The sequence below is a fragment of the Streptococcus plurextorum DSM 22810 genome (assembly GCF_000423745.1).
GTDB lineage: Bacteria > Bacillota > Bacilli > Lactobacillales > Streptococcaceae > Streptococcus > Streptococcus plurextorum.
On sequence record NZ_AUIO01000011.1, the window covers coordinates 44,330 to 70,990 of the forward strand.

Annotated in this window: 24 protein-coding genes and 1 rRNA gene; 22 read left to right on the forward strand and 3 right to left on the reverse strand. The window is 41.8% G+C overall.

Going from position 1 to position 26,661, the window contains the following annotated elements:
* Positions 1-60: 60 nt before the first annotated feature.
* The 3 genes from tig to G575_RS11365 all read left to right on the forward strand — a co-directional run bounded on the left by tig (position 61) and on the right by G575_RS11365 (position 5,157).
* Entirely contained in the window at positions 61-1,344 is a 1,284-nt protein-coding gene (gene tig, locus G575_RS0108285) for a trigger factor (protein ID WP_027972316.1), read from the forward strand.
* A gap of 179 nt (positions 1,345-1,523) precedes the next feature.
* Positions 1,524-2,408: a metal ABC transporter solute-binding protein, Zn/Mn family gene (locus G575_RS0108290; RefSeq protein ID WP_245562404.1), complete on the forward strand. Its 885-nt coding sequence runs from the start codon at positions 1,524-1,526 to the stop codon at positions 2,406-2,408.
* 13 nt (positions 2,409-2,421) lie between these two features.
* Positions 2,422-5,157, forward strand: a complete 2,736-nt coding sequence (locus G575_RS11365; protein WP_037622905.1) for a pneumococcal-type histidine triad protein — start codon at positions 2,422-2,424, stop codon at positions 5,155-5,157.
* Positions 5,158-5,190: 33 nt separating this feature from the next.
* Here G575_RS11365 and G575_RS0108300 read toward each other — a convergent pair whose 3' ends face one another.
* Positions 5,191-5,913, reverse strand: a complete 723-nt coding sequence (locus G575_RS0108300; protein WP_027972318.1) for a class I SAM-dependent methyltransferase — start codon at positions 5,911-5,913, stop codon at positions 5,191-5,193.
* Between the two features lie 58 nt (positions 5,914-5,971).
* Between G575_RS0108300 and G575_RS0108305 the strand changes: the two genes are divergently transcribed.
* On the forward strand, positions 5,972-6,367 hold the full coding sequence (locus G575_RS0108305) for a single-stranded DNA-binding protein (RefSeq protein ID WP_027972319.1): 396 nt from the start codon (positions 5,972-5,974) through the stop codon (positions 6,365-6,367).
* Between the two features lie 197 nt (positions 6,368-6,564).
* Here the strand turns inward: G575_RS0108305 and pflB are convergent, their stop codons facing one another.
* Positions 6,565-8,898 (reverse strand): formate C-acetyltransferase, encoded by a 2,334-nt coding sequence (gene pflB / locus G575_RS0108315; RefSeq protein WP_027972321.1) that lies wholly within the window; start codon positions 8,896-8,898, stop codon positions 6,565-6,567.
* A 226-nt stretch (positions 8,899-9,124) separates the two neighbouring features.
* Between pflB and dinB the strand changes: the two genes are divergently transcribed.
* The 3 genes from dinB to G575_RS0108330 all read left to right on the forward strand — a co-directional run bounded on the left by dinB (position 9,125) and on the right by G575_RS0108330 (position 11,425).
* Complete coding sequence (gene dinB / locus G575_RS0108320) at positions 9,125-10,195, forward strand: DNA polymerase IV (protein WP_027972322.1); 1,071 nt, start codon at positions 9,125-9,127, stop codon at positions 10,193-10,195.
* A gap of 47 nt (positions 10,196-10,242) precedes the next feature.
* A complete protein-coding gene (locus G575_RS0108325) occupies positions 10,243-10,665 on the forward strand; it encodes an Rrf2 family transcriptional regulator (RefSeq protein ID WP_027972323.1) in 423 nt (140 codons plus the stop codon).
* 133 nt (positions 10,666-10,798) lie between these two features.
* Complete coding sequence (locus tag G575_RS0108330) at positions 10,799-11,425, forward strand: NAD(P)-dependent oxidoreductase (protein ID WP_027972324.1); 627 nt, start codon at positions 10,799-10,801, stop codon at positions 11,423-11,425.
* A gap of 223 nt (positions 11,426-11,648) precedes the next feature.
* Here G575_RS0108330 and G575_RS0108335 read toward each other — a convergent pair whose 3' ends face one another.
* Positions 11,649-12,119, reverse strand: a complete 471-nt coding sequence (locus tag G575_RS0108335) for a hypothetical protein (protein ID WP_027972325.1) — start codon at positions 12,117-12,119, stop codon at positions 11,649-11,651.
* Between the two features lie 205 nt (positions 12,120-12,324).
* On the opposite strand from G575_RS0108335, the gene G575_RS0108340 reads away from it, so the two are divergent.
* The 15 genes from G575_RS0108340 to G575_RS0108410 all read left to right on the forward strand — a co-directional run.
* A complete protein-coding gene (locus G575_RS0108340; RefSeq protein WP_027972326.1) occupies positions 12,325-13,398 on the forward strand; it encodes a M24 family metallopeptidase in 1,074 nt (357 codons plus the stop codon).
* 10 nt (positions 13,399-13,408) lie between these two features.
* Positions 13,409-13,885, forward strand: a complete 477-nt coding sequence (locus tag G575_RS0108345; RefSeq protein WP_027972327.1) for a deoxycytidylate deaminase — start codon at positions 13,409-13,411, stop codon at positions 13,883-13,885.
* A 299-nt stretch (positions 13,886-14,184) separates the two neighbouring features.
* The gene (gene efp / locus G575_RS0108350) at positions 14,185-14,742 is read left to right on the forward strand and encodes an elongation factor P (protein ID WP_027972328.1); all 558 of its coding nucleotides are present in this window, start codon (positions 14,185-14,187) and stop codon (positions 14,740-14,742) included.
* Between the two features lie 50 nt (positions 14,743-14,792).
* Positions 14,793-15,182 (forward strand): Asp23/Gls24 family envelope stress response protein, encoded by a 390-nt coding sequence (locus G575_RS0108355; RefSeq protein ID WP_027972329.1) that lies wholly within the window; start codon positions 14,793-14,795, stop codon positions 15,180-15,182.
* Entirely contained in the window at positions 15,175-15,603 is a 429-nt protein-coding gene (gene nusB, locus G575_RS0108360) for a transcription antitermination factor NusB (RefSeq protein ID WP_027972330.1), read from the forward strand. Before G575_RS0108355 ends, nusB begins: the two co-directional genes overlap by 8 nt.
* A 217-nt stretch (positions 15,604-15,820) precedes the next feature.
* Positions 15,821-17,788, forward strand: a complete 1,968-nt coding sequence (locus tag G575_RS0108365; RefSeq protein ID WP_027972331.1) for a peptide ABC transporter substrate-binding protein — start codon at positions 15,821-15,823, stop codon at positions 17,786-17,788.
* 63 nt (positions 17,789-17,851) lie between these two features.
* Positions 17,852-19,354 carry an ABC transporter permease gene (locus tag G575_RS0108370; RefSeq protein WP_027972332.1) on the forward strand — a complete coding sequence of 501 codons (1,503 nt, stop codon included), beginning with the start codon at positions 17,852-17,854 and terminating at the stop codon, positions 19,352-19,354.
* Entirely contained in the window at positions 19,354-20,280 is a 927-nt protein-coding gene (gene oppC / locus G575_RS0108375; protein ID WP_027972333.1) for an oligopeptide ABC transporter permease OppC, read from the forward strand. The genes G575_RS0108370 and oppC overlap by 1 nt, the downstream gene beginning before the upstream one ends.
* Before the next feature lie 8 nt (positions 20,281-20,288).
* Positions 20,289-21,341, forward strand: coding sequence for an ABC transporter ATP-binding protein (locus G575_RS0108380; RefSeq protein WP_027972334.1), 1,053 nt, complete (start codon positions 20,289-20,291; stop codon positions 21,339-21,341).
* 9 nt (positions 21,342-21,350) lie between these two features.
* Entirely contained in the window at positions 21,351-22,274 is a 924-nt protein-coding gene (locus tag G575_RS0108385; protein WP_027972335.1) for an ATP-binding cassette domain-containing protein, read from the forward strand.
* A 114-nt stretch (positions 22,275-22,388) separates the two neighbouring features.
* Positions 22,389-24,362 carry a transketolase gene (gene tkt, locus G575_RS0108390; RefSeq protein WP_027972336.1) on the forward strand — a complete coding sequence of 658 codons (1,974 nt, stop codon included), beginning with the start codon at positions 22,389-22,391 and terminating at the stop codon, positions 24,360-24,362.
* Positions 24,363-24,544: 182 nt separating this feature from the next.
* Positions 24,545-25,099 (forward strand): nucleotidyltransferase family protein, encoded by a 555-nt coding sequence (locus tag G575_RS0108395; RefSeq protein WP_027972337.1) that lies wholly within the window; start codon positions 24,545-24,547, stop codon positions 25,097-25,099.
* Positions 25,100-25,108: 9 nt separating this feature from the next.
* Positions 25,109-25,885 carry an MBL fold metallo-hydrolase gene (locus G575_RS0108400; protein WP_027972338.1) on the forward strand — a complete coding sequence of 259 codons (777 nt, stop codon included), beginning with the start codon at positions 25,109-25,111 and terminating at the stop codon, positions 25,883-25,885.
* Positions 25,882-26,352: a tRNA adenosine(34) deaminase TadA gene (gene tadA, locus G575_RS0108405; protein WP_027972339.1), complete on the forward strand. Its 471-nt coding sequence runs from the start codon at positions 25,882-25,884 to the stop codon at positions 26,350-26,352. Before G575_RS0108400 ends, tadA begins: the two co-directional genes overlap by 4 nt.
* 238 nt (positions 26,353-26,590) lie before the next feature.
* Positions 26,591-26,661 (forward strand): 16S ribosomal RNA (locus tag G575_RS0108410); the annotation flags it as partial.

Genomic DNA, 26,661 nt, shown 5'->3' on the forward strand with positions numbered 1-26,661 from the left:
AAAAAGCTATAAAATATGATAAACTAAGCTGTATAACATTTTTTAAGGAGAAATGATAACATGTCAGTATCATTTGAAAACAAAGCCACAAACCGTGGTGTCATTACATTTACAATCAATCAGGAGCAAATCAAACCAGCTCTTGATACAGCTTTTAACCGCGTAAAGAAAAACTTGAACATCCCAGGCTTCCGTAAAGGTAAAGTCACACGTGCTTTGTTTAACCAAAAATTTGGTGAAGAAGCGCTTTATGAAGATGCTTTGAATGCTGTTTTACCATCAGTTTATGAAGCAGCAGTTAAAGAACTAGGTCTTGAAGTGGTTGCTCAGCCAAAGATTGATGTTGTTTCTATGGAAAAAGGTCAAGATTGGACAATTACAGCAGAAGTTGTGACAAAACCAGAAGTTAAACTTGGTGATTATAAAGACCTTACCGTTGACGTTGACGTTTCTAAAGAAGTAACTGATGAAGAAGTTGATGCTAAAATCGAGCGTGAGCGTAACAATTTAGCAGAACTTGCTGTCAAGGATGGTGCTGCTGAAAAAGGCGACACTGTTGTGATTGACTTTGTAGGATCTGTTGATGGCGTTGAATTTGACGGCGGAAAAGGTGAAAACCACTCACTCGAACTAGGTTCAGGTCAATTCATTCCAGGTTTTGAAGATCAATTGGTTGGTGGCAAAGCTGGCGATACTGTCAATGTTAATGTGACATTCCCAACAGAATACCATGCAGCTGACCTTGCTGGCAAAGAAGCTCTTTTTGTAACAACAATCAACGAAGTTAAAACGAAAGAAGTGCCTGCACTTGACGATGAATTGGCAAAAGACATCGATGAAGACGTTGAAACACTTGCAGATTTGAAAGCGAAATACCGCAAAGAACTTGAAGCAGCTAAAGAAATTGCCTTTGATGATGCTGTAGAAAGCGCAGCGATTGAACTTGCTGTAGCAAATGCTGAAATCGTGGAATTGCCAGAAGAGATGATTCATGACGAAGTGCACCGCGCTATGAATGAATTTATGGGTAACATGCAACGTCAAGGTATCTCACCAGAAATGTACTTCCAAATCACTGGAACAACTCAGGACGACCTTCACAAACAATACGAAGCTGATGCGGATAAACGTGTGAAAACTAACCTTGTCATCGAAGCGATTGCTAAAGCTGAAGGCTTTGAAGTGTCAGATGCTGACATCGAAAAAGAAATTACCGACCTTGCAGCGGAGTACAATATGGAAGTTGAGCAAGTACGTTCACTCCTTTCAGCTGACATGCTTCGCCATGACATCACAATGAAAAAAGCTGTAGAAGTCATTACGTCAACAGCTAAGGTGAAATAAGAAAAGAATATTCAAAAAACTAACGTAGTTATTTAGCTATCGTTAGTTTTTTTGTTTATATTGAGAAGAATTTTCAAAAAACTACTTGACTGGTTAATTATTTTGCTATATACTTAACTGGTTAATAAGTTTAAGGAGGGATTGTCTTGAAAAAAATAAGAAGGCTGATACTGTTTTTCTTGGGATTGATTTTGCTTTCGGCTTGTCGGCAAAAGGATCAACACAATCACCAGCAAGAAGGGTTAAAGATTGTGACCAGTTTTTACCCTATCTATGCCTTGGTGAAAGAAGTATCAGGGGACTATAATGAGGTTCGTATGATTGGGTCACGTGCAGGTATTCATTCGTATGAACCATCGCCTAGTGATGTCAAAGCTATCTACGATGCGGATGCTTTTATCTACCACTCAAGAGTATTGGAATCTTGGGCAGGGCGCTTGGATGCTAATCTGAATCAGTCATCTGTGAAAGTTTTAGAGGTATCGCAAGGGTTAGAGTTGATTCGGGTGCCAGGGCTTGAGGATATGGAAGTTTCTGAAGGAATGGATGAAGCCAGTCTCTATGATCCTCATACCTGGTTAGATCCTATTTTGGTTGGTCAGGAGGCTTTGTTGATTGCGGAGCTTTTAGCAGATTTGGATCCTGATCATGCTACCATATATCGAAAGAATGCAGAAGAGCTCAATCATAAGGCCCAGCAAATTGAAAAAACCTATCAAGATTATTTTGCTAAGAAGAGCAACAAGACTTTTGTGACACAGCATACTGCTTTTTCTTATACAGCACGTCGTTTTGGCTTAACCCAATTAGGCATTGCAGGAGTTTCAGATGAAGAGCCTAGTCCTAGGAAGTTAGCAGAAGTCAAAGAATTTGTGGAACGCTACGATGTGAAAACTATCTTTGTAGAAAAAGGCATGTCTGACAAAATTGCCAAATCACTGGCAGAATCTGCAGGTGTTCAGCTAAAAGTTTTGGATCCTTTGGAGGCGGATCCTGAGAATGCTCTCACCTATTTGGAAAATTTGGAAGCTGTTTTGGCTGTTTTGGCAAAAGAATTGAACTAAAGAAGGAGTTTTTATGAAAAAGAAAACCATGCTTGGAACCTCTCTTGCGACCTTAATGGTAGGTCTCAGTGTTTGTAGCTATCATTTAGGGCGCTATCAATCACTAGAGGAGCAGAAAAATAGGGTTAATTATGTGGAAATGAATGAATCTGTCAAGTCTTCCGAAGAGCTGACGCCTGAACAGGTATCAGCTAAAGAGGGGATTGCTGCAGAGCAGATTGTGGTTAAAATCACTGACCAAGGCTATGTCACTTCACACGGCGATCATTTCCATTATTACAATGGTAAGGTGCCTTATGATGCTATTATCAGCGAAGAATTAGTCATGACAGATCCTAATTATGTTCTTCAGGAAAGTCATATTGTTAACGAGGTTAAAAACGGCTATATCATCAAGGTTAATGATCGCTATTTTGTGTACTTGAAAGATAAAGAAAAGCGTGATAATATCCGTACGAAGGAGGAAATCGATCGGCAAAAAGAACTGGTGACGAATGATTCTCTTAAAGCTAATCAAGGCAAAGCTGTTCAAGGGAAAGGGCGTTATCAAACAGATGATGGTTATCTCTTTGAACCGACAGATGTTATCGAAGATACAGGAGATGGCTTTATCGTCCCGCATGGGAACCATTTCCATTTTATCCCCAAAAAAGACCTTTCCCCAGCTGAATTGAAAGCGGCAGAGGACTATTGGCAAGGCAAGAAGAGACAAGTGCAATCCTCACAAGCGGTGCTATCTCAAAATAGAGCTACTACCGCTAATCTTGGGGGAGGAGAAAGTTTAAGTCAATTACTGGCCAAACTCGATGCTACACCACTATCTCAAAGACATGTTGAAGGGGATGGCCTTGTTTTTGACCCAAGAACAATCAGTAAGAAAACGGATAGCGGAGTTATTGTTCCGCACGGGGACCACTACCATTTCATTCCTTATAGTCAGATGTCTGATTTGGAAAGGGAAATCGCACAACGTATTGCTATTGCTGGCACCAACCTACCTGAAACTCCGACAATAACGCCACAGCTATTGCCGAAACTGCCAAATCAATGGGCTCAAGATAGTCAGTCGTCAATCTCTAAAGTACGTTTCTTCCGTGGTCGCAAAATTGTTGCCTATGGGCAAGGGTTAGATGGTAAACCTTATCGTACAGATGATGGTTACCAGTTTAGTAAAGAATCAATTGATTCGGTAGATCATGACGGAATGATTGGAAAACATGGCGATCATTTCCATTATGTCGGTTTTGGAGAGTTAGAAGCAGAAGAACTTGCTCAAGTTGAAGCGTGGTTATCAGAAAAAGAAACAAAGACAAACCCTACAACTGAGACAAAATTGCCACAAGTAAGCCCAGCAGATGAGATGGCTCCTGCTTTTGACAGCAAACTTGTTCAGAGAAAAGAATTAGAGAATGGGAGCTATGTCTATCGTGTCCAGCAAGGAGATAAGACATGGTCTTATCCACAATCGACCTTAGATTGGACTCAAATTGCTTTTGCTGAATTAACTCTGATTGAAAAGGATAAGAACTATATTTTGGACATTGTAGCTCCAAAAGGAAATGAGCTGGCGCCAGCTAATCTTGTTCCTGTAAGTAAATTGCCGATGCATGTTGGGCAAGCGACTTATGATACAGGGAAGTCATTTATCGTGCCGCATATTGATCATATCCATGTTGTTCCTTATAGCTGGCTGAGCCCAGAACAACTTGCCACGGTCAAATACCTCATGCAACACCCAGAGGTTCGGCCAGGTGCTTGGACAGATGCTGGTCATAACAGTGAAATTGCTAACGCAACGCCTCTGGCTAATCGTGAGGGGCTGAAAAACTGGCAAATCATCTACACTTTAGAAGAGGTACAAGCAGCGCGTGCACAAGGAAGATGGGCAACAGATGATGGTTACATTTTTGCAGCAGAAGATGTTTTAGATCCTGGAGCTTTTGTTTTCAAAGATGCTTTTAGTTTACCACGGGCAGAAGGTGGTAGCCTGCGTTCCGTTCGTAAATCGGAACTGTCTAAAGAAGAGTTAGCTTTAGTTCAGGCTCTCCTAGATGCTAGAGCAGCAGAAGAATTAGCCAAGTCTGTTACACCTATAGAAGAACGTAAAGGCTTAAAAAATTGGCAAATTATCTATAGTGCAGAGGAGTTATCAGCAGCCAAATCCGACGGACGATACGTGACTCAAGACGGTTATATTTTTGATCCAGCGGATGTATTAGACCCGAAAACAAAGATTGGAGACGACCATTACCGTATTCCAAGGGCTAAAGAGGATGGTTACCACAGAGTTCCAAAGAGTGAGCTAAATTATTTTAGAGAATTATTACCAGCTGAAGCCATGGCTGCAAAAAGAGATACGGAATCAACAGTCGTAGCTGAGCAGGAAGATAGTGGTGAAAGGCCTTCAATCTCTCCAGTAGAAGATGTCTCTCACCCGACTCCAATAGCTCCTGCGGAAAATTCTCCTCAGAGCTTGAAAGCTGCAGAGATTTATCAGTCCTCAGAAGCACAGGCTATTATTCCATTTGAAGCGATACCTTATCAACTGGGGTATGCTAGCCATGTGGAAGATGGACGCTTTGTCGTGCCACATGGGGATCATAACCATTATTATGCCTTTTACTCCTTTGATGAAGGGCATTATCAGGCTCCCCAAGGCTATAGCTTATCAGATCTATTTGCAACGGTAAAATACTATATGGCCCACCCAGAATTACGACCAGAATCATTGGAAGGCTGGGGAAAATAGGAGGCACCCAAAATAAAAACAGACTAGATTTCTCTAGTCTGTTTTTAATGTTTTTCGCAATGTCACATGCTGTAAAAAGGCGATATCCTTGTAAGGTTGTAAGTCTGCGACGGCCAACTCAGCTTTGAGGAGATTGTCTATCCAATTCTCCTCTGTTTTGAAAGTGTTGGGCTGTAGAGCATAGAAAGTGCGTAAGCCACGATAATTTTCGATGTGAAGAGAGGTCATTTCGGCTAAGTCATCGAGGGTGTAGGTGTGAGCATGACCAAAAGAGTGAGCGATTTTAGCTTTGCCGTCAAGTAAATCAAGTGCAAGATTGACCTTATTATCAAAAACGACTGCCTGCATGACCTTTCCGACTTGATTGTGTTTGATTAGCGACAGCTTCCCTCCAGGCTTGAGTAAGCGTTCGAATGCTCTGAAATAACTCTGTCGATCCCTTTCTGGCACATATTCAAGGACATTATGACAGATAATGGTATCAAAAAGCTCGCTGTCCATTTTGCCTAGCGCCTCTAGACTTCCGTGAATTTTCTGAAAGGTTTGCTTGTCATCAGCCCAGAGCATGTCAGCGTTTGGTTCGACAGCTGTGACGCGGTTCTTTTGGGACAACTGCTGCGCAGTGATGCCAAAACCAGCTCCAAAATCGAGCACGTCTTGGTTTTTGATATCAGTTAGTTGCGCAAAAATGAGTTCATACAGGATTTTGCCCCAAGGTTGGGATAACATTTCTTGATAAGTTTTTAAATTTGCCATGATGTTATTGTAACATATTTCCAAACTCTTACGAATAATCAGATAAGGAGGTAGAAAAATGTATAACAAAGTGATTATGATTGGACGACTGACCTCTCAGCCTGAGATGGTCAAAACAGCTAGTGATAAAGTTGTTTCACGTGTGACAGTCGCAGTGAATCGACGATTTAAGGGACAAAATGGTGAGCGGGAAGCCGATTTTGTCAATGTTGTTTTCTGGGGGCGTCTAGCAGAAAGTCTTGCTAGTTATGGCAGTAAAGGCAGTTTGATTTCCATAGATGGTGAAATCCGCACGCGTAAATATGAGAAAAATGGTCAATCGCATTATGTCACTGAGGTTCTAGGGCATAGTTTTCAGCTTTTAGAGAGCCGTGCGCAACGCGCCATGCGTGAAAATAATGTTCAAACGGATTTAGCAGACCTAGTCTTAGAAGAGGAAGAATTACCCTTTTAATGAGACAGATAAGTCCAGTTAAGACTGTGTTGAGCATAGATAGATTCCCTGTTTTGCAGGGATTTTTTGGGTTGCTCGGGGTATTCTTCCGGAAATTCCCTAAATATTCTTTCGAACTTTTTCTTACCTTTCCGCAAAATGCGGGAGGATATTTCGACATAGCAAAAAGGACCTGCAATGCAAGTCCTTTTGTTTGATTAAGCTTGACCTGAAATTTCAGCAGCGTGGTCATCCATTGAAAGAACTTCGTGGAAGACACGTTGTGTCAATTCAGTTTTTTGCTCTTTAGTGAGGTACTTGGTGTTCACGCAGTATCCGGAGATACGAACGATAACATCTTCACCAGCCATAATCTTGTCGTAAACGTCATTCAAGTCCATAACGTTCAAGTTCACGTGCTGACCACCTTGTTCGAAGTATCCGTCAAGGATTGTCACCAAGTTGTTCACTTGCTCATCGAAGGTCTTACCAAGAGCTTTTGGAGAAACCTGAGTTGTCAATGAGATACCGTCGTTGGCATGTTTGAAGTTAAGTTTAGAAAGGGTATTCAAGTTTTGCAACCAACCACCACGAGATTTAGAAGTTGGGTTAGCACCTGGTGGGAAGAATTCTACTTTAGAAGTGTTGACAGAGCCATCTTCGTTGAGGAATACACCGCGGTGAACTGGTGAGTTAGCTGTTTGTTTAGAGTAAGCAACGTTTGAAGTGATGGTCAAGATAGACACAGTTGCTTCAGCATTCTTATAGAGTTTGTGTTTGTTCAAACGAGTGAAGAATGCTTCCATGAGCCATTTCGCAATGTCATCTACACGGTCATCATCTTCACCGTAACGTGGGAAGTCACCAGTTACTTCGTAGTCATAGATGAAGCCGTCTTCGTCACGGATTGGTTTAACTTGTGCGTACTTGATAGCAGACAATGAGTCAACAGTATTTGCAAATCCACAGATACCGAATCCCATGTTGGCACGAAGGTGAGTTGGCAAGAATGCCATTTGAACAGCTTCGTAGTTGTACTTATCAGTCATGTAGTGGATGATGTTCATGGCATCTACATAAGTGTCAGTCAACCAGTCAAGGGCGATTTCAAAGTTCTTCACAACTTGGTCGTAGTCAAAGACTTCTGAAGTGTTTGGCTCAACGCCGTCAAATACCTTGTAGTCTTTGTGAACATCGTCGTAACCGTTGTTCCAGCTTGAAAGAAGAGCTTTCAATACGTTTACACGTGCACCGAAGTACTGGATGTTGTGGCGTTTGTCTTCACTTTCTGGGTCAAGTGGTGACACACAGCAAGAAATACATGACATTTCACCGTAACCGTCTTTAGCCATGGTTGTTACACCTTCATACTGGATAGAAGAGTGTTTATGGCTCATTGCCATACAGTATCGACGGAATGCGTATGGAAGTTGGTCTGACCAAAGAACTGTCAAGTTTGGCTCTGGAGAGTTACCGATGTTGTCAAGCGTGTTCAAGAAACGGTAGTCCATCTTAGTAACACGGTGACGACCGTCGTTACCCATACCTGCCATAGATGTTGTCAAGAATGTTGGGTCACCAGAGTAGATTTCGTCGAAGGCTTTTGTACGAGCGAATTTCACTGTACGAAGTTTCAATACGAAGTCATCAACAAATTCTTGGATTTCAGACTCAGTAAATGTACCACGAGCCAAGTCGCGTTCTGCATAGATGTCAAGAACGATTGGCACACGACCTAGAGAAGTAGCGGCACCGTTGATGACACGACATACGGCCATGAAAGCAATGTTTGTCCATTGGATCGCTTCTTTAGTGTTCATTGCAGGTTTGCGAACGTCAACACCGTACAAGTCACCTAATTTCACAACTTGTTGAAGGGCTTGGTACTGCATATTGATTTCTTCGCGAAGGCGGATTGACTCTTCATCGATTTCAGTAATAGCATTCCAGTCGTTCACTTTCTCTTGCATGAGGAAGTCTGCTCCGTAAAGGGCCAAACGAGCATACATACCGATGATACGGCCACGTGAGTAAGCATCTGGAAGACCAGAAACGTGGTGCGAGTGGCGAGCGCGGCGGATGTCGGCTGTATAAGCACGGAAGATACCGTCGTTTACAGTTGTAGCGTGTTTTGTATAGATTTCATGAAGTAATGGGTCTGGAGTATAGCCGTTTTCGATAAGAGTGGTTTCAGCCATACGAATACCACCACGTGGCATGAAGTTGAGTTTGAAGAGTTCATCGTTTTGGATACCGAAGATGAGCTCGTTTTCTTTGTCGATGAAACCAGCTGGGATATCAGCGATAGAAGTTGCACGATCGACGTCCATTGGGAAGCGAGTGTCTTCGTAGCCAGCCTTTGTTTCTTCGATAATTTTTTTGATGCGAAGTGAACGCTCAGTTGCTCCAGCAAGGAAGCTTTCATCTCCATCATATGGAGTGTAGTTAGCTTGAACAAAGCGTGTCACACTCGCTTTTTCACGCCAGTCAAGGCCTTTAAAGCCCTCCCAGGCTTTTTCAAAAACATCAGTGTTTGTTTTTACAGTTGCCATAATAGGTCTCCTATTTTTGAAAATTTTTAGTAACAGCAGTCATCTGTTACAATTAACAAAAAAATTATATCATACAGTAAACGGTTTCAGCAAGCATATTTGTTGACAAATCGACTTTTCTTTTCTAATACAGTTCTGCAATAATTATTAAACTGTACTATAAATTTGAAAATACATGAAATAAATTGAAAAATGTTATAATAGTTATGAAAGGTAGGCCTGTTTCATGCTGATTTTTCCGCTGATCAATGACACATCTCGCAAGATCATTCATATCGATATGGATGCCTTTTTTGCTGCCATTGAAGAGCGGGACAATCCCAGCCTCAAAGGAAAGCCAGTCATTATCGGTAGTGATCCTCGTTTATCAGGCGGTCGCGGGGTGGTATCGACCTGTAACTACGAAGCCAGAAAGTTCGGTGTCCGCTCTGCTATGTCCTCAAAAGAAGCCTACGAACGCTGTCCCCAAGCTGTCTTTATCTCGGGCAACTATGACAAGTATCAGGAAGTCGGCCTGCAGGTGCGGGAGATTTTCAAGCGTTATACGGATCTGGTCGAGCCCATGTCGATCGATGAGGCTTATCTGGATGTGACGGTCAACAAGCTGGGGCTGACTTCGGCGGTCAAGATTGCCAAGCTGATCCAGTACGACATCTGTCAGGAGTTGCGGCTGACAGCATCGGCGGGAGTGTCCTATAATAAGTTTTTGGCCAAGATTGCGTCCGATATGGAAAAACCACAGGGGCTCACCCTGATTTTACCTGAGGAGGCGATTTCGGTCCTGTCGGCCTTGCCAATCGAGCAGTTTCACGGTGTGGGGAAGAAGACGGTTCAGCGGTTGCATGACATGAAGATTTACACAGGGGCCGACCTGTTAGAAGTGCCAGAGATGACCCTGATTGACCGATTTGGTCGGTTTGGTTATGATTTGTACAGGAAGGCACGAGGGATTTCCAACTCACCTGTCAAGGTCAACCGCATTCGCAAGTCCATTGGCAAGGAACGGACCTACCGCAAGTTGCTTTATCGAGAAGAAGATTGTAAAAAAGAATTGGCCAGCCTGTCCAAGCGGGTGGCGGAGAGTGTGGCCAAGCATGGTAAGAAGGGGCGGACCATTGTCCTCAAGGTACGCTATGCAGACTTTACCACCTTGACCAAGCGGCATTCGATTGCAGAGGCGACGGATAGCCTGGAGGTCATCGACCGCCATGTCCAAGCTATCTTTGAAGAGGTCGCAGACTTTAGCAAGGGAGTCCGCTTGTTAGGCGTGACCTTGACCAATTTTGAGGGTGTCTAGTTTCATTTATCAGCTATCTATGATAGACTAGAGAAAAAGGAGGGCTTATGCAGATTTCAAGTCGCTTTACCATTGCCAGTCATATCCTCTTGCTCTTAGCTGTTGAGGGAGAGGTGACCAAGCAGACCAGTCTAACCATAGCAGGAAGTGTTGGTGTTAATCCCGTCATCGTGCGGACAATCTTATCCCAGCTCAAGCAGGCGGGCTTGGTCGAAGTTGCTCGTGGTGTGGGGGGAGCTCGTTTGGCTTTGCCACCAGAGGACATTAGTCTGCTCAAGGTCTATCAGGCTGTAGAAGTCCTTGGTCAGTCGGGAAATTTGTTTGGTTTCCATGACAATCCCAATCCTGATTGTCGGATTGGTCGCCAGATTCATCCCTTGTTAGACAGACGGTTGGAAGCTGCTCAATCAGCCATGGAAGCTAGTTTGGCTAAGTCTAGTTTGGCGGATTTATTGATGGAAGTAAAATAGAGAAGTCATCAGAGCTGAATTGCTGTGATGATTTTTTTAAAAATTTTTCCGTTGTAACACTTGACATTACAACAAAAGGGTGTTAGACTATCGTTGTAAACAAAAATATTACAACATAAGTGAGGTATATACTATGAAAATAGCCGTTATTGCAGCAAATGGAAAATCTGGTCAGTTGATTGTCAAAGAAGCAGTGGCACGCGGTCATCAGGTGACTGCCATTGTTCGCTCTGAAAACAAGAGTGAGGCTCAAGCAGTTCTCGCAAAAGATGCTTTTGCCTTGACCGAGGAAGATTTGGTAGGATTTGACGTGGTGGTCAATGCTTTCGGAGCTTGGGCACCAGAGAGTTTACCTGATCATGCTCGTCTTGCAGACCACTTGGTGAGCTTGCTCGTAGACACACCTGTTCGTTTGTTGGTGGTCGGTGGTGCAGGTAGTCTTTATCTAGATGCTAGCCAGACGACGATGTTAAAGGATGCTCCAGATTTTCCTGTGGAATACCTACCAGTTGCAGAGGCTATGGGACAAGGATTGGACCGTTACCGTCAAGCTCAGACTGTCGCTTGGACCTACATCAGCCCAGCAGCAGACTTTGTGGCCGACGGTGAAAAAACAGGCCGCTATGAGGTAGCTGGAGAAGTTTTCCAAGTCAATGCCCAAGGTGAAAGCTACATCAGCTATGCGGATTATGCCCTAGCTTTCTTGGACATTGCCGAATCAGGCAAGTATCTACAAGAACGCATCTCCGTCTTTTCATAATCTGAGATTCAGCCTATCAGTTTAAAACATTGATTATTTTTCGTTAAAGATACGCGGAAAACTAAGGTCTAAAATAAAAAACGAACAGGTTCAGATTTCGAGTGTCGAAATACTGTCTTGTTCGTTTTTTGTATCCTGTGGCGGGGAAAAAACATGATTGTGACGATGCTTTCTAAAAGTTAGGCGATGTGTCCCAAGAATTAGTAATTTTCATTTGGGAAGCTTATTTTTCCTTTAAAAACTGCGCTTTTCGTAAAGTAAAGAGGTGTAAAAAACCAAAAATTAACAAATAAAAAGGTGATGATGGGGATAAGCGTCCCAGTAAAAGAATTTCCAAGATAATTGATGCAATAGCCCAAAAAATGCCCAAATAATAAACGAGGTAACTAATTTTTTCATCCAATTTTTTTAGGGCTCTGCTACGATTGATAAAAGCCAGTATGACGATTAGGCTCGTCACCACAAAGCCAGTTCCGAAAGTGAAAAAACCAAGCGGGCTAGTCACTGTTTGCATGAGTGTCAAATCTTCTCCGCTGAAATTAGGCAATAAGGCGGAAGGGTTCTGCAAAGCTATTTTGACAATAAAACTACCGAGTAAAATGAACAAGAAAAGACTGGCATTTAATATGTAGAAAATAGCAATGATCAAATTGCGACGTGCAAACAGTTGTCGAAGGTTAGAGTAGGGTGTCATGTATGAAAAATCTCCTAATAACTTGTTTAGTAGCATCATAACAAAATAAGGTGGAAGCTGGCAAGTTAAAAAATCTTTAACAAATACGTAGGAAAAGATACATTTTCAGAACATTCTGTTAAAATAGAAGGGAAAAATAAAAGAAAGGAAAAGGCGCTGGAGCTTGGTTTGACAGATCCTTGTCTGATGAGCGCCCGAGTATTTTATGCAGACTTACCTTGAAGCGCGTGTCGCTAATTTTCAAAAAAAACTTTCTCAAACAGATGTTGATGGTATTTTATTGACTAATCTGAAGAACATTTATTATGTAACAGGTTTTTCAGGAACAGAGGCGACTGTTTATATCTCTAAAAAGCGTCAAATCTTTTTGACCGATGCCCGCTATACCTTGATTGCTAAAAAAGCCGTCCAAGGATTTGATATTCTAGAAACACGGACACCACTGGCTGAGTTGGCAAAAATCATGGCTGAAGATAACGTTTCAAGGCTTGGCTTTGATAGCGAAGTCAGCTATTCTTATTACCAAAGTCTCAAGACTGCTTTTGAGGGTGTCGAGCTTGTGGCGCAGCATAACTTTACGGAAGACTTGCGCATGATCAAAGATGCCTATGAAATTGAGACAATTCGCAAAGCTTGTTCGATTTCAGATCGTGCTTTCACAGATGTGCTTGACTTTATCAAACCAGGCCGAACCACTGAACTTGATGTGGCGAACTTCCTTGATTTTCGTATGAGAGAGTATGGAGCATCTGGTATTTCATTTGATACCATTGTGGCATCAGGTTATCGTTCGTCGATGCCGCATGGAAGAGCTACTGACAAAATCATTGAAAAAAATGAAAGTTTGACCTTGGATTTTGGTTGTTATTATAACCACTATGTCAGCGATATGACGCGCACCATTCATATTGGTCAGGTGACTGATCAGGAACGCGAAATTTACGACACGGTTCTCCGAGCCAATAAAGCTCTGATTGATAAAGCTAAAGCGGGTGTCACCTATCGTGAATTTGATGCTATTCCGCGTCAAGTGATTACTGAAGCGGGCTACGGCCAATATTTTACACATGGTATTGGACATGGTATTGGATTAGACATTCATGAGTATCCTTATTTTGGACATTCTGACGAGCCAATCAAAGCCGGCATGGTCTTGACAGATGAGCCGGGCATTTATCTTGAAGGTCAATATGGTGTCCGTATTGAAGACGATCTGCTGATCACTGAGACAGGTTGTGAGGTACTAACTCTAGCGCCAAAAGAACTCATTGTGATTTAGGAGACAAGGTATGGAGAGATTATCTTGGCAGGATTATTTTATGGCAAATGCAGAGCTGATTTCCAAGCGTTCCACCTGTGACCGTGCCTTTGTAGGAGCTGTTCTTGTTAAAAATAATCGTATTATTGCTACTGGTTATAATGGAGGTGTTTCTGCTACAGACAACTGTAGTGAGGCCGGGCATTACATGGAAGAAGGTCATTGCATTCGTACCGTGCATGCGGAAATGAACGCTCTCATCCAATGCGCCAAAGAGGGGATTTCAACCGATGATACTGAGGTGTATGTCACCCATTTTCCGTGTATCAACTGTACAAAGGCTCTTCTGCAAGCAGGAATCAAAAAAATTACCTATAAAGCCAATTATCGTCCCAACGCGCTAGCTATTGAACTGATGGAGAAAAAAGGGGTGGCTTATGTGCAACATGATGTACCTGCTATACAACTGGGAGAACAAGCACCGACAGATGGAACAGCTACAAATTAGCGGTCTGCTGATTAGCAAGTGGTTTGTTGGCAAGTGTCATGAGACAAATCTCGGTGATGTGGCATAGCATGATGCCGCAGCATTCTTAGTAGCATAAATGGAAGGTTTTGATAACTAATTTTGCGATTGTGACTTCATCTTGGTAGAGGAAGTTTTCAAACTGAGTGCTTAAAGAGGCCAGAGGTTATTTTCCAGTATTGTCAGGTAGCTAGCACGAGCCGTCTGACAAAAATCTTGAGTAATATTTGCATTTGTGCTAGAATGAAGTGATAAATTGAAAATGAAGAGGTAAATCACACATGATTGAAGCAAGTAAATTACGTGCAGGTATGACTTTTGAAGCGGAAGGGAAGTTAATCCGCGTTCTTGAGGCTAGCCACCACAAACCAGGTAAAGGAAACACTATCATGCGTATGAAACTGCGTGATGTGCGTACGGGTTCAACATTTGACACGACTTACCGTCCAGATGAAAAATTTGAGCAAGCGATCATCGAGACAGTTCCAGCGCAATACCTTTACAAAATGGATGGCACGGCATTCTTCATGAATACAGAGACTTATGACCAGTACGAGATTCCAGAAGTCAATGTTGAAAACGAATTGCTCTACATCTTGGAAAATGCTGACGTGAAGATTCAGTTCTACGGAACAGAAGTGATTGGTGTGACGGTTCCAACCACTGTTGAATTGACGGTTGCTGAAACACAACCTTCTATTAAAGGTGCAACGGTTACAGGTTCAGGTAAACCAGCAACTATGGAAACTGGTTTGGTTGTCAACGTCCCAGATTTCATCGAAGCAGGTCAAAAATTAGTGATTAACACTGCAGAAGGAACCTACGTTTCACGTGCTTAATTGTCTTTCTTAAAAAACGATTTCCTATTTAAATTAGAAAGGAAAAGATTATGTCAACAGCAATTATCGGAGATGTTGTCATCGCTCCGCGTGTGCTTGAAGTTATTGCAGGGATTGCAGCAACTACAGTGGAAGGAGTTCATGCTCTACACAGCAAAGCTGTCGCTGACACACTCAGCAAAACCTCCCTTGGACGCGGGATTTACCTGCGCACTGCAGAGGACAAAACACTGACTGCTGATATTTATGTCCAATTACAGTATGGGGTTAATGTTCCTGCGGTATCAATGGCTATTCAGCAAGCTGTTAAAGTGGCTGTGTTTGATATGGCAGAAGTAACGATTGATACTGTCAATGTTCATGTGGTCAAAATTGTCCCAGCTAAAACTCCAAAACCTGATGTTAAATCTCTTTTTGATGAGGATTTTTTGGATGATTAGTACGCTAAAGCATTCTCGTCGAGACTTGCGAGAACGAGCATTCCAAGCGCTCTTTAGTTTAGAATTTGGTGGTGATATGATTCAAGCAGGAGAAAATGCTTATCGCTATGATAAGTCTGAGGACATGCTTGATGAAGTTCCGGTGTTTTTGTTGAACCTGGTGCAAGGTGTCCAAAGCCACCAATCTGATTTAGATATCAAAATCACCCAACGTCTGAAAAAAGGTTGGAATTTTGAACGCTTAACTTTGAACGATAGGGTGTTGCTCCGCTTAGCGCTCTACGAGATGATCTATGAAGAAACGCCGGATCGTGTTGTTGTTAATGAAATTGTTGATATTGCAAAAAAATATGCAGATAACACCTCGGCAAAGTTTATCAATGGAATTTTAACGCATTTTATTGATGATAATGAGCAGTGAGCGAAAGCGAGCTGCTTTTTTATTGTTGAACAGTGAATGAAAATACAAAATATTTTCTGAAAATACAGAGAAATCCGTTTTCAAAAGTCTAAATCAAAAAAATTAACCAAATTTTCTGAAAAAAGACTTTATTTAAGAAAATTTTATGATATAATAGATTCTAATAACACGACGAAACGGTCGGTTAAGAAAAGAAAAATTTATAGAGGTAGCTTTTATGAAAAATAAAGGTAAAGTATTAGCTCTTGCGGGAGTAACTCTTTTGTCAGTTGCGACGCTTGCAGCTTGTGGTAGCAAGAGCTCGACAAGCAGCTCTAGCGCACCGACAACTTATAACTACGTTTTCCAAACAGATCCAAAAAGTTTGGACTATATCTTGACAAACCAACAAGGAACATCCTCAGTTACAACTCAAATGGTTGATGGTCTTTTGGAAAATGACAAGTACGGAAACTTGGTGCCGTCACTTGCCGAAGACTGGAAAGTTTCTGCAGATGGTTTGACTTATACCTACACCCTTCGTGACGGTGTGAAATGGTATACTTCTGATGGCGAAGAGTACGCGGATGTTGTTGCAGAAGACTTTGTGACAGGACTTAAACACGCTATTGACAGCGATTCTGAGTCACTTTACATTGTTCAAGACTCTATCAAAAACTTGAAAGAGTACAAAGAAGGCAAAGTTGACTTCTCAGAAGTTGGAGTTAAAGCTATTGACGAGAAAACTGTTCAATACACCTTGAATGCTCCTGAGTCATACTGGAACTCAAAAACAACTTATGGTGTTCTTTTCCCAGTAAATGCTAAATTCTTGGAATCTAAAGGTGAGGACTTTGGTTCAGTTGACCCATCATCTATCCTTGTCAATGGTGCTTATTTCTTGAGTGAATACACTGCTAAGTCATCAATGTCATTCACTAAAAATGATAACTATTGGGACAAAGACAATGTAAAAGTGACTGAAGTTAAGTTGACTTACTATGATGGTTCAGACGTAAGTTCACTTTACAACAACTTCGACAAAGAGAAGTATACTGTTGCACCGTTGTTCCCAACAGACCCATCTTATCAAGATGCTAAAGACAAGTATGCTGACTCAATCACTTACGGTCTTCAAGATACAACAACTTACTTCTATAACATCAATACAAATCGTTCAAACTTCACTAACTCTCAGAAGGATGACGCAGCTAAAGAATCAACTAAGAAAGCACTTTTGAACAAAGACTTCCGTCAAGCTTTGACATTTGCCTTTGACCGTGCTTCTTGGAACGCACAATCAGCTGGTGAAGATGCTAAGACAAAAGCGCTTCGTAACATGTTGACGCCACCAACATTCGTAGCGATCGGTGAGCAAAGCTTTGGTGATGTGGTACAGTCAGAATTGGCAACTTTAGGTGATGTATGGAAAGACGTTGATTTGAGCGATGCTCAAGATGGTCTTTACAACCCAGAGAAAGCAAAAGCGCAATTCGAGAAAGCTAAAGCAGCTCTTGGAAGTGACGTGACTTACCCAATCCAATTGGATATGCCAATTGACCAAACAGATGCGGTTGTAGTACAACGTACTCAATCTATGAAACAGTCTATCGAAGCATCACTTGGTAAAGAAAATGTTCAAATCAACATCATCGAGCTTGATAATGATACATACCTAAACTCTACTTACTATGCTGAGACTGTTGAACAACAAGATTATGACTTGATGTTCTCAGGTTGGGGTCCAGACTATGATGATCCATCTACATACCTTGATATCTTCAACATCGAAAACGGTTCTGTTGTTCAAAAAATTGGTATTATGCCAGGTGAAAATGCAGATGTTGCGCAAACTCTAGCTTTGGATACTTACACAGCAGACTTGAAAGCAGCTAACGACATCAAAGATGATTTGAATGCACGTTACACTGCCTACGCTAAAGCACAAGCTAAATTGACTGACGAAGCTGTTATTATTCCGTTGGTATCTCTTGGCGGTCGTCCACGTTTGACTCGTGTGGTACCATTCTCTGGTAACTTCTCAACAACAGGTATTAAAGGTTCAGACACTTATAAAGGTATGGAACTTCAATCAGATGTGGTTACAGCTGACGAATACACTGCCGCTCGCGATGCGTGGTTGAAAGAGCAAGCAGAAGCAAAAGCGAAAGCACAAGCAGAACTTGCAGACCACGTTGAAAAATAAAAAACGTTCAAGCAGAACTTTCTCTCAAATTGAGAAAGTTCTTTTGAACTGTTGGGGGAACGAATGAAAAAATATCTTTTAATGCGTATTATAAGATCCTTGGTTTCTATTTTTATGGTAACCACGGTCGTATATACAATCGTGTACACGCTAGTTCCAACCCGTCTTATTTTTAACCAAGACCCCTTGTATAATAAGATGACAAAAACTGCGGACACAAAGGATGATTACGTCAATACCGTCTATGAAAAAATGGGCTATATTGAATACTATAACACTGGTGAGTTGAAAACGAAGGCTTCCAAATTTGATAGCAGTGTGACCGCAGATGCTACAGAGGCAAATAAAAAAATCTATCAAGATTACATTAAGTCTATTGGTAGAGGGTGGGAGTTGCACACCTTTACCGAAAGTGGGGAGTTCTATGCGACGCGGAAAATTCCTATTTATGAGCGTGTTTGGAATTTCTTTAGCAATCTGATTGTTATTGATCATCCTTGGAAAATCAAAGATGCGAATAATCCTGACTTAGAGCGCTATATTCGGATTGAAAACGACCCGGCGATTGGCTGGTCTGTTGTGGGTTCTGGAACAAAACACAAATATTTGTTGTACTTTAATGGGCAATTTCCTTTTATTCACCAAAATTTTGTGACCTTTAATTTAGGTCAATCGTACCCGACCTTTAGTGGTATTCCTGTTTTACAGGTGATTACTCAAGGGCAAGGAAAAGCTTTGAGTCAAGATGTTACTTTCCCGACAGGAGTTACAAAGAAATCCTCGGTAGACATTTATAGTCGTACTTATTTGACTCCAAGTAAGGCTGATGATTTGGCAGTAGCCAATTTTGGAGAAGGTGATGCTTATACGGCTACTAAAGTGCGTTATGCTGATCCGTCTATGATTGTGAACTCTGCTATCATTGGTTTGGTTGGTTTAGCGATTTCTTATCTGATTGCTCTTCCTTTGGGAATGTACATGGCGCGCTATAAGGGAGGTATCTTTGATAGTTTGTCTACTGCATCGATGACCTTCTTGCTTGCACTTCCAAGTATTGCCATGATTTACGTGGTTCGTTTCTTGGGGAATATTGTGGGACTTCCAGACTCCTTCCCTCTATTAGGAGCTTCTGATCCGCGTTCTTATGTTTTGCCTGCTCTGATTTTGGGACTTTTGTATGTTCCGGGGACGGTTATTTGGTTCCGTCGTTATCTCGTCGATTTGCAAGGTAGTGATTGGATTCGTTTTGCACGGGCAAAAGGTCTTTCAGAGCGTGAAATTTATCGTACGCACCTCTTTAAAAATGCCATGGTTCCAGTTGTTCATGGTATCCCAGGGGCTATTATTGCAACCATAGGGGGAGCTACCTTGACAGAAACCGTCTTTGCATTTCCAGGGATGGGTAAAATGTTGATTGATGCTATCAGGGCTTCTAATAACTCTATGGTAGTTGGTTTGACGTTTATTTTCACTATTTTGTCAATCTTCTCTCTTTTAGCAGGAGATATTCTAATGACTTTGATTGACCCACGCATTAAATTATCATCAAAAAAAGGAGGTAAATAATGTCAACAATTGATAAAAGTAAATTTCAATTTGTCGCTCGAGATGATTTTGCCTCTGAAGTGATTGATGCACCAACTTATTCTTATTGGAAATCGGTGTTTAGGCAGTTCTTTGCTAAAAAATCAACTCTCCCAATGCTTGTCATCTTGATTGTTGTCCTCTTGATGAGTTTTATCTATCCAATGTTCGCTAATTACGACTTTGGTGATGTTAGTGATATCAATGACTTCTCCAAACGCTTTGTGTGGCCGAATGCAGAGTATTGGTTTGGGACAGACAAGAACGGGCAGTCACTTTTTGACGGTGTCTGGTACGGTGCAAGAAACTCTCTTCTCATCTCAGTTTTAGCAACTCTCATCAATATGATGATTGGTATTGTCGTTGGGGCGATTTGGGGAGTCTCTAAAAGTTTCGATAAGGTTATGCTTGAGATTTACAATGTTGTCTCAAACATTCCTTATATGCTCATTGTTATCGTTTTGACTTACTCTCTTGGAGCAGGATTCTGGAATTTGATTCTAGCCTTTTGCTTGACGGGTTGGATGGGACCTGCCTATACAATGCGCTTGCAAATTATGCGTTATCGTGATTTGGAGTACAATCTTGCCAGTCAGACATTAGGAACTCCGATGATGAAAATTGCGGTTAAGAACCTCTTGCCACAGCTGGTCTCTGTTATTATGACCATGTTGTCTCAAAGTTTACCGGCTTATATCTCATCGGAAGCTTTCTTATCGTACTTTGGTATCGGCTTGCCGATTTCAACGCCGAGTCTTGGTCGTTTGATTTCTGAGTACTCAAAATACCTAACTAATAATGCTTACCTTTTCTGGATTCCTCTAGCAACATTGGTATTGGTATCGCTACCGCTTTATATCGTTGGGCAAAACTTAGCTGATGCCAGCGATCCACGCACACATAGATAGGAGTTATTATGACAGAAAAAAATAATGTAATCTTAACTGCCGAAGATGTGGTGGTGGAGTTTGATGTTCGTGATCGTGTTCTGACTGCGATTCGTGGTGTTTCTCTGGAGCTTATTGAAGGAGAAGTGCTGGCTTTAGTTGGTGAATCTGGTTCAGGAAAGTCCGTTTTGACAAAAACGTTTACGGGTATGCTGGAAAGTAACGGTAGAGTAGCTTCTGGTAAGATTACTTATCGCGGGCAAGATTTGACTGCTTTGAAGACAAATTCTGACTGGGAAAAATTACGCGGAGCTAAAATTGCTACTATTTTCCAAGATCCTATGACGAGTTTGAACCCGATAAAAACTATCGGAGCACAGATTTCGGAAGTTATTATTAAACATCAAGGGGTTTCTGCGAAAGAAGCCAAAGCACTTAGTATTGATTACATGGAAAAAGTGGGTATTCCAGATGCTCAGAAACGATTTGATGACTACCCCTTCCAATATTCTGGCGGGATGCGTCAACGGATTGTTATTGCCATTGCTTTAGCTTGTCGTCCAGATGTTCTTATCTGTGATGAACCGACAACTGCTCTTGATGTAACGATTCAAGCACAGATTATCGATCTCTTGAAATCTTTGCAAAAGGAATACAACTTTACAACTATTTTTATTACCCATGACCTTGGAGTTGTTGCAAGTATTGCAGACAAGGTTGCGGTCATGTACGCGGGTGAAATTGTAGAATTCGGTACAGTTGAGGACATTTTCTACGATCCGCGTCATCCTTATACATGGAGTTTATTATCAAGTCTTCCACAATTGGCAACGGAATCAGGAGAGCTGTTCTCGATTCCAGGGACACCACCGTCGCTTTATGCGCCGATTAAAGGAGATGCTTTTGCGCTTCGTTCTAGTTATGCTATGCAGATTGATTTTGAAGAACCAGCTCCTAAGTTTAAGGTAACGGACGTTCACTGGGCCAAAACATGGTTGCTTCATCCAGAGGCGCCAGTTGTTGAAAAACCAGAGGTCATCCAAAATCTACATGAGAAAATCTCTCGTAAAATGTTGAAGTAGGAGAAGGAAATGCCTGAAAAATTAGTAGAAATTAAAGATTTAGAAATTTCCTTTGGTGAAGGGAAGAAGAAATTTGTGGCTGTTAAAAACGCTAATTTCTTTATCAACAAAGGAGAGACCTTTTCTCTAGTAGGGGAATCTGGGTCAGGGAAGACAACGATTGGGCGTGCGATTATTGGGCTCAATGATACCAGTTCGGGTGAGATCATTTTTGATGGCAAAAAGATTAATGGTAAGTTGTCTCTTTCTGAAAAGAAAGAAGTTATTAAACGTATCCAAATGATTTTCCAAGATCCAGCTGCTAGTTTAAATGAACGTGCGACGGTTGATTATATCATTTCGGAAGGTCTATATAACTTTAAACTTTTTGCAAATGAAGAAGAACGCCAAAAGAAAGTTCGTGACATGATTACTCATGTCGGACTATTGCCAGAGCACCTCACGCGTTATCCTCATGAATTTTCAGGAGGCCAACGTCAGCGTATAGGGATTGCTCGTGCTTTGATTATGCAACCTGATTTTGTCATCGCGGATGAGCCGATTTCAGCGCTTGATGTATCAGTACGCGCCCAAGTTCTTAACTTGCTCAAGCAGTTTCAGCGTGAACTAGGTCTGACTTATCTGTTTATTGCTCATGACCTATCCGTTGTTCGGTTTATTTCTGATCGTATCGCTGTTATTTACAAGGGAGTTATTGTTGAGGTGGCTGAGACGGAAGAACTCTTTACCAATCCGATTCATCCGTACACCCAGTCCCTTTTGTCTGCGGTACCAATTCCAGATCCAATTTTGGAGCGTCAAAAAGAGTTGGTGGTCTATAATCCAGAACAACATGATTATTCGGTAGATAAACCAACGATGGTTGAGATTAAGCCAGGTCACTTTGTTTGGGGTAACCAATCAGAAATTGAATCATATAGAAAATCTCTATAAATTGATAAAAGAAGTAGGTGATCTGCTTCTTTTTTTTGATAATGATAGCAATTGAAATCATTTCATGGTACAATGAAAACGTAAACAATATTTTCGTCTCTTGAGGAGGAGTTCATGTCAAATCTTTCAGTAAATGCTATTCGTTTCCTTGGAATTGATGCCATCGAAAAGTCTAAATCAGGCCACCCGGGCGTAGTCATGGGTGCCGCACCTATGGCTTATAGCCTTTATACGGACCACATTCGTGTGACTCCAAAAGCTCCGAATTGGATAAACCGTGATCGTTTTGTCTTGTCAGCTGGTCATGGTTCTATGCTTTTATATGCTCTTCTTCATTTGATTGGTTATGAAGACATGACCGTTGATGAAATTAAAAACTTCCGTCAGTGGGGCTCTAAAACACCAGGTCACCCAGAGTTCGGGCACACAGTTGGTGTTGATGCGACTTCAGGACCACTAGGGCAAGGGATTTCAACAGCGGTTGGATTTGCTCAAGCAGAGCGTTTCTTGGCAGCTAAGTATAATAAAGAAGGCTTCCCAATCTTTGATCACTATACCTATGTTATTGCTGGTGATGGTGATTTTATGGAGGGAGTATCAAGTGAGGCGTCGTCTTATGCGGCAAAACAAAATTTGGATAAATTGATTGTTCTCTATGATTCAAATGATATCTGTTTGGATGGAGAGACTAGTGATGCTTTCTCTGAAAATATTCGAGCGCGTTATGATGCTTATGGCTGGCACACAGCTTTGGTTGAAGATGGCACAGATTTAGGAGCTATCAGCGCAGCTATTGAAGTCGCTAAAAAAGCAGGCAAGCCAAGCCTTATCGAGGTTAAAACTGTCATCGGTCACGGTGCACCAACAAAAGGTGGCACAAACGCAGTTCACGGTGCACCGTTAGGTGCTGAAGAAACTGCAGCAACACGTGAAAATCTAGGCTGGACTTATGCTCCGTTTGAAGTGCCAGCAGAAGTTTATGCTGATTTCAAGGAAAAGGTTGCAAACCGTGGGCAACTTGCTTATGAAGCTTGGGAAAAACTAGTTGCAGATTACAAGTCTACTTATCCAGAAGTCGCAGAAGAAATTGATGCTATTTGTGTAGGTCAGGCGCCTGTCACCGTAACTGAGGCAGATTTCCCAGTATACGAAGATGGTTTTTCACAAGCAACGCGTAACTCATCTCAGGATGCTATCAATGCAGTTGCTAAGGTATTGCCAACCTTCTTGGGAGGATCTGCAGACCTTGCTCACTCAAACATGACCTATATTAAAGAAGATGGTCTTCAAGATGCTGAGCATCCGCTAAACCGCAACATCCAGTTTGGGGTTCGTGAGTTTGCGATGGGAACAGTTCTCAACGGAATGGCTCTTCATGGTGGTCTTCGTGTTTACGGTGGAACCTTCTTTGTCTTCTCAGATTACGTGAAAGCAGCTATTCGCCTCTCAGCTCTCCAAGGACTTCCTGTGACTTATGTCTTCACACATGATTCCATTGCTGTTGGTGAAGATGGGCCGACACATGAGCCAATCGAACATCTAGCAGGTCTTCGTGCTATTCCTAATTTGACGGTTATCCGTCCTGCGGATGCACGTGAGACGCAGGCTGCGTGGCACTATGCGCTCACTAGCCAGTCAACTCCGACAGCTTTAGTCTTGACGCGCCAAAACCTTGAGGTTGAAGCTGGCTCTGACTTTGCCAAAGTCTCTAAAGGAGCTTACGTTGTCTACGAAAGTGCTAGTGATTTTGACACGATTCTCCTCGCTTCAGGTTCAGAAGTCAATCTTGCTGTCAAAGCAGCCAAAGTCTTGGCAGAAGAAGGGAAGAAAGTTCGCGTAGTTTCTGTGCCGTCAACAGATCTCTTTGATGCTCAGAGTCCAGAATATAAAGAAACAATTTTACCGAATGCTGTTCGTCGCCGTGTGGCAATTGAGATGGCAGCAACACAAAGCTGGTATAAGTACGTTGGTCTTGATGGAAAAGTCATCGGTATTGACACCTTTGGAGCATCAGCGCCAGCGGCAGAAGTTATTGAACGTTACGGCTTTACAGTGGAGAACGTTGTCAACACTGTTAACAGTCTATAATTAAAAGTCCTCGTTATGAGGACTTTTTTAGTATTAACGTCACTAAGATTAAAGCGGGGCACTTTTTGGGTCAGGGGAAAGGTGGTGTTTACAGTAGAAAGTCTGTTAAAATGACGACAAAATTTATCTTAGGGAGCTTGTTAAAGGTTGGATTTCCTACCTTTTTTTGTTATGATTAAACCATGACTGAAACAGAAGTGCTAAATTTAGTTGCAAGCAATAAAGCGATGATGCGGGTTTTAGAGATAATTGCTGAGCAGAACTTAAAAGATAGTTGGTTGGCGGCAGGTGCTGTTCGAAATTTTATCTGGAATCACCTATCGGGACGTCCTGCATTTGACCAGAACACAGATCTAGATTTGGTTTTCTATGATAAGAGTGTATCGCATGAAAAAACACAGCGTATTGAGTTGTTTTTAAAAGAGTGCTATCCACAATATCAATGGGAGCTAAAAAATCAATTTTACATGCACGTTCATAGCCCTAATACAGAGGTTTATCGAGATACCTGCGATGCTATCCGTAAGTATCCTGAAAAATGCACCGCGGTTGCAATTAGGCTATATCATGGAGGATTACAACTCTATGCTCCATATGGTTTAGATGACATCATCCGTTTTTGTGTTCGACCGACCCCGCACTTTGAAAAAGACCCTGAGCGCATGGGTGTGTATAAAAAGCGCTTATCTCAGAAAAAGTGGACAAAGAAGTGGCCACAACTATGCATAGAAGTTTAGGAAATACATATGAAATTAACGACATTGGGCTGTTGGGGAGCGTATCCCTATAAAGAAGAGGGAACGACTTCTTATTTGTTGACTGCTGAAGATGGTTTTCAACTTTTGATTGATTGCGGTAGCCGAGCGGTCAATGAATTAGAAAAAGAAATCCATCCTTTAGATTTGGATGCTGTCTTGATTTCGCATTACCATCCTGATCATATTGCGGACTTGGGTGTTTTACGACATTATTTTCAACTTTATCCGAAACACCTAAAAACGCCGAAAATCTTGCCAATCTATGCGTATGATGAAGATGCGGCAGAATTTGCGAAGCTTACTCTGCCAGGAGTGTCAGAAGGCATTGCCTATGATGTCAATGGTAAAGAAAAGATAGGACCATTTGAACTCACCTTTATTAAAACAGTGCATCCAGTGCCTTGTTATGCTTTTCGTATCACAGAGCTTACAACTGGCCAAGTATTTGTTTTTACGGCGGACACGGGCTACTTTCATGACCTAATAGCATTTGCGGCAGGTGCAGATCTTCTTCTGGCGGATGTTTATTTATATGAAGGAAATGAAAATCATATTGCGCATTTAACAACTAAGGAGGCGGGGATGATTGCAGAGAAAGCCAAAGTGAAGCACTTGGTGCTGACTCATCTGCCACCTGTACCGCCACAAGAGATAATGGCGGAAAATCATCTGAAAGTTTTAAAGCTACAGACGGAAAAATATTCAGGTGAGGTACCTGTAGAGTTAGCAAAACCTCATAAATCTTGGCAGATTGGAGAAGTATGACAGTATTCACTGAGGAAGAAAAAGAATATTATATGCACGAGGCGCTCAAAGAAGCACAGAAATCCTTGGATAAAGGAGAAATTCCTATAGGTTGTGTTATTGTAAAAAACGGCACGATTATAGGGCGAGGGCATAATGCGCGTGAAGAGCAAAATTCAGCTATAATGCATGCAGAGATCATGGCAATAAATGAAGCTAATAAGATAGAAAAGAATTGGCGTTTGTTAGACACAACTTTGTTTGTTACCATTGAGCCTTGTATTATGTGCAGTGGAGCGATAGGATTATCCAGAATCCCTAGAGTTATCTACGGTGCTTCTAATGCTAAATTTGGAGGGGCGGGTTCTCTTTATGATATTTTAAGAGATGAACGCCTCAATCATCGTGTAGAAGTCGAAAGTGGTCTTTTAGAAACCTTATGCGCTCAAATTCTTCAAAACTTTTTTCGCCAAAGTCGCAAAAAGTAGTTGACAGTAGTAAAGAAGTTTGATAAGATGAGTAAGTTGTCTTTTGAGAAAAAGACGAAAAAAAGTTCGAGTAAAGTAGTTGACAGTAGTCAAAAGATTTGCTAGAATATAGGAGTTGTCTCTTAGGAGAAGACCATTGAAAACTGAACAAGACGAACCAAGTGCGGGTTATGAAAATAACCTGTCAAGAATAAAGAAAAACGGATAAGCCAGAGTGCTTAGCCGGACAAACACTTATATTAATGAGAGTTTGATCCTGGCTCAGGACGAACGCTGGCGGCGTGCCTAATACATGCAAGTAGAACGCTG

Coding starts and splice junctions, on each gene's coding strand:
- G575_RS0108335 (WP_027972325.1), bottom strand. CDS start 12,119: ATGACACCCTACTCTAACCTTCGACAACTGTTTGCACGTCGCAATTTG.
- G575_RS0108395 (WP_027972337.1), top strand. CDS start 24,545: ATGACTGAAACAGAAGTGCTAAATTTAGTTGCAAGCAATAAAGCGATG.
- G575_RS11365 (WP_037622905.1), top strand. CDS start 2,422: ATGAAAAAGAAAACCATGCTTGGAACCTCTCTTGCGACCTTAATGGTA.
- G575_RS0108400 (WP_027972338.1), top strand. CDS start 25,109: ATGAAATTAACGACATTGGGCTGTTGGGGAGCGTATCCCTATAAAGAA.
- G575_RS0108340 (WP_027972326.1), top strand. CDS start 12,325: ATGCAGACTTACCTTGAAGCGCGTGTCGCTAATTTTCAAAAAAAACTT.
- nusB (WP_027972330.1), top strand. CDS start 15,175: ATGATTAGTACGCTAAAGCATTCTCGTCGAGACTTGCGAGAACGAGCA.
- pflB (WP_027972321.1), bottom strand. CDS start 8,898: ATGGCAACTGTAAAAACAAACACTGATGTTTTTGAAAAAGCCTGGGAG.
- G575_RS0108380 (WP_027972334.1), top strand. CDS start 20,289: ATGACAGAAAAAAATAATGTAATCTTAACTGCCGAAGATGTGGTGGTG.
- G575_RS0108355 (WP_027972329.1), top strand. CDS start 14,793: ATGTCAACAGCAATTATCGGAGATGTTGTCATCGCTCCGCGTGTGCTT.
- G575_RS0108385 (WP_027972335.1), top strand. CDS start 21,351: ATGCCTGAAAAATTAGTAGAAATTAAAGATTTAGAAATTTCCTTTGGT.
- tkt (WP_027972336.1), top strand. CDS start 22,389: ATGTCAAATCTTTCAGTAAATGCTATTCGTTTCCTTGGAATTGATGCC.
- G575_RS0108370 (WP_027972332.1), top strand. CDS start 17,852: ATGAAAAAATATCTTTTAATGCGTATTATAAGATCCTTGGTTTCTATT.
- G575_RS0108325 (WP_027972323.1), top strand. CDS start 10,243: ATGCAGATTTCAAGTCGCTTTACCATTGCCAGTCATATCCTCTTGCTC.
- efp (WP_027972328.1), top strand. CDS start 14,185: ATGATTGAAGCAAGTAAATTACGTGCAGGTATGACTTTTGAAGCGGAA.
- G575_RS0108300 (WP_027972318.1), bottom strand. CDS start 5,913: ATGGCAAATTTAAAAACTTATCAAGAAATGTTATCCCAACCTTGGGGC.
- tadA (WP_027972339.1), top strand. CDS start 25,882: ATGACAGTATTCACTGAGGAAGAAAAAGAATATTATATGCACGAGGCG.
- G575_RS0108330 (WP_027972324.1), top strand. CDS start 10,799: ATGAAAATAGCCGTTATTGCAGCAAATGGAAAATCTGGTCAGTTGATT.
- G575_RS0108305 (WP_027972319.1), top strand. CDS start 5,972: ATGTATAACAAAGTGATTATGATTGGACGACTGACCTCTCAGCCTGAG.
- G575_RS0108345 (WP_027972327.1), top strand. CDS start 13,409: ATGGAGAGATTATCTTGGCAGGATTATTTTATGGCAAATGCAGAGCTG.
- tig (WP_027972316.1), top strand. CDS start 61: ATGTCAGTATCATTTGAAAACAAAGCCACAAACCGTGGTGTCATTACA.
- G575_RS0108365 (WP_027972331.1), top strand. CDS start 15,821: ATGAAAAATAAAGGTAAAGTATTAGCTCTTGCGGGAGTAACTCTTTTG.
- oppC (WP_027972333.1), top strand. CDS start 19,354: ATGTCAACAATTGATAAAAGTAAATTTCAATTTGTCGCTCGAGATGAT.
- dinB (WP_027972322.1), top strand. CDS start 9,125: ATGCTGATTTTTCCGCTGATCAATGACACATCTCGCAAGATCATTCAT.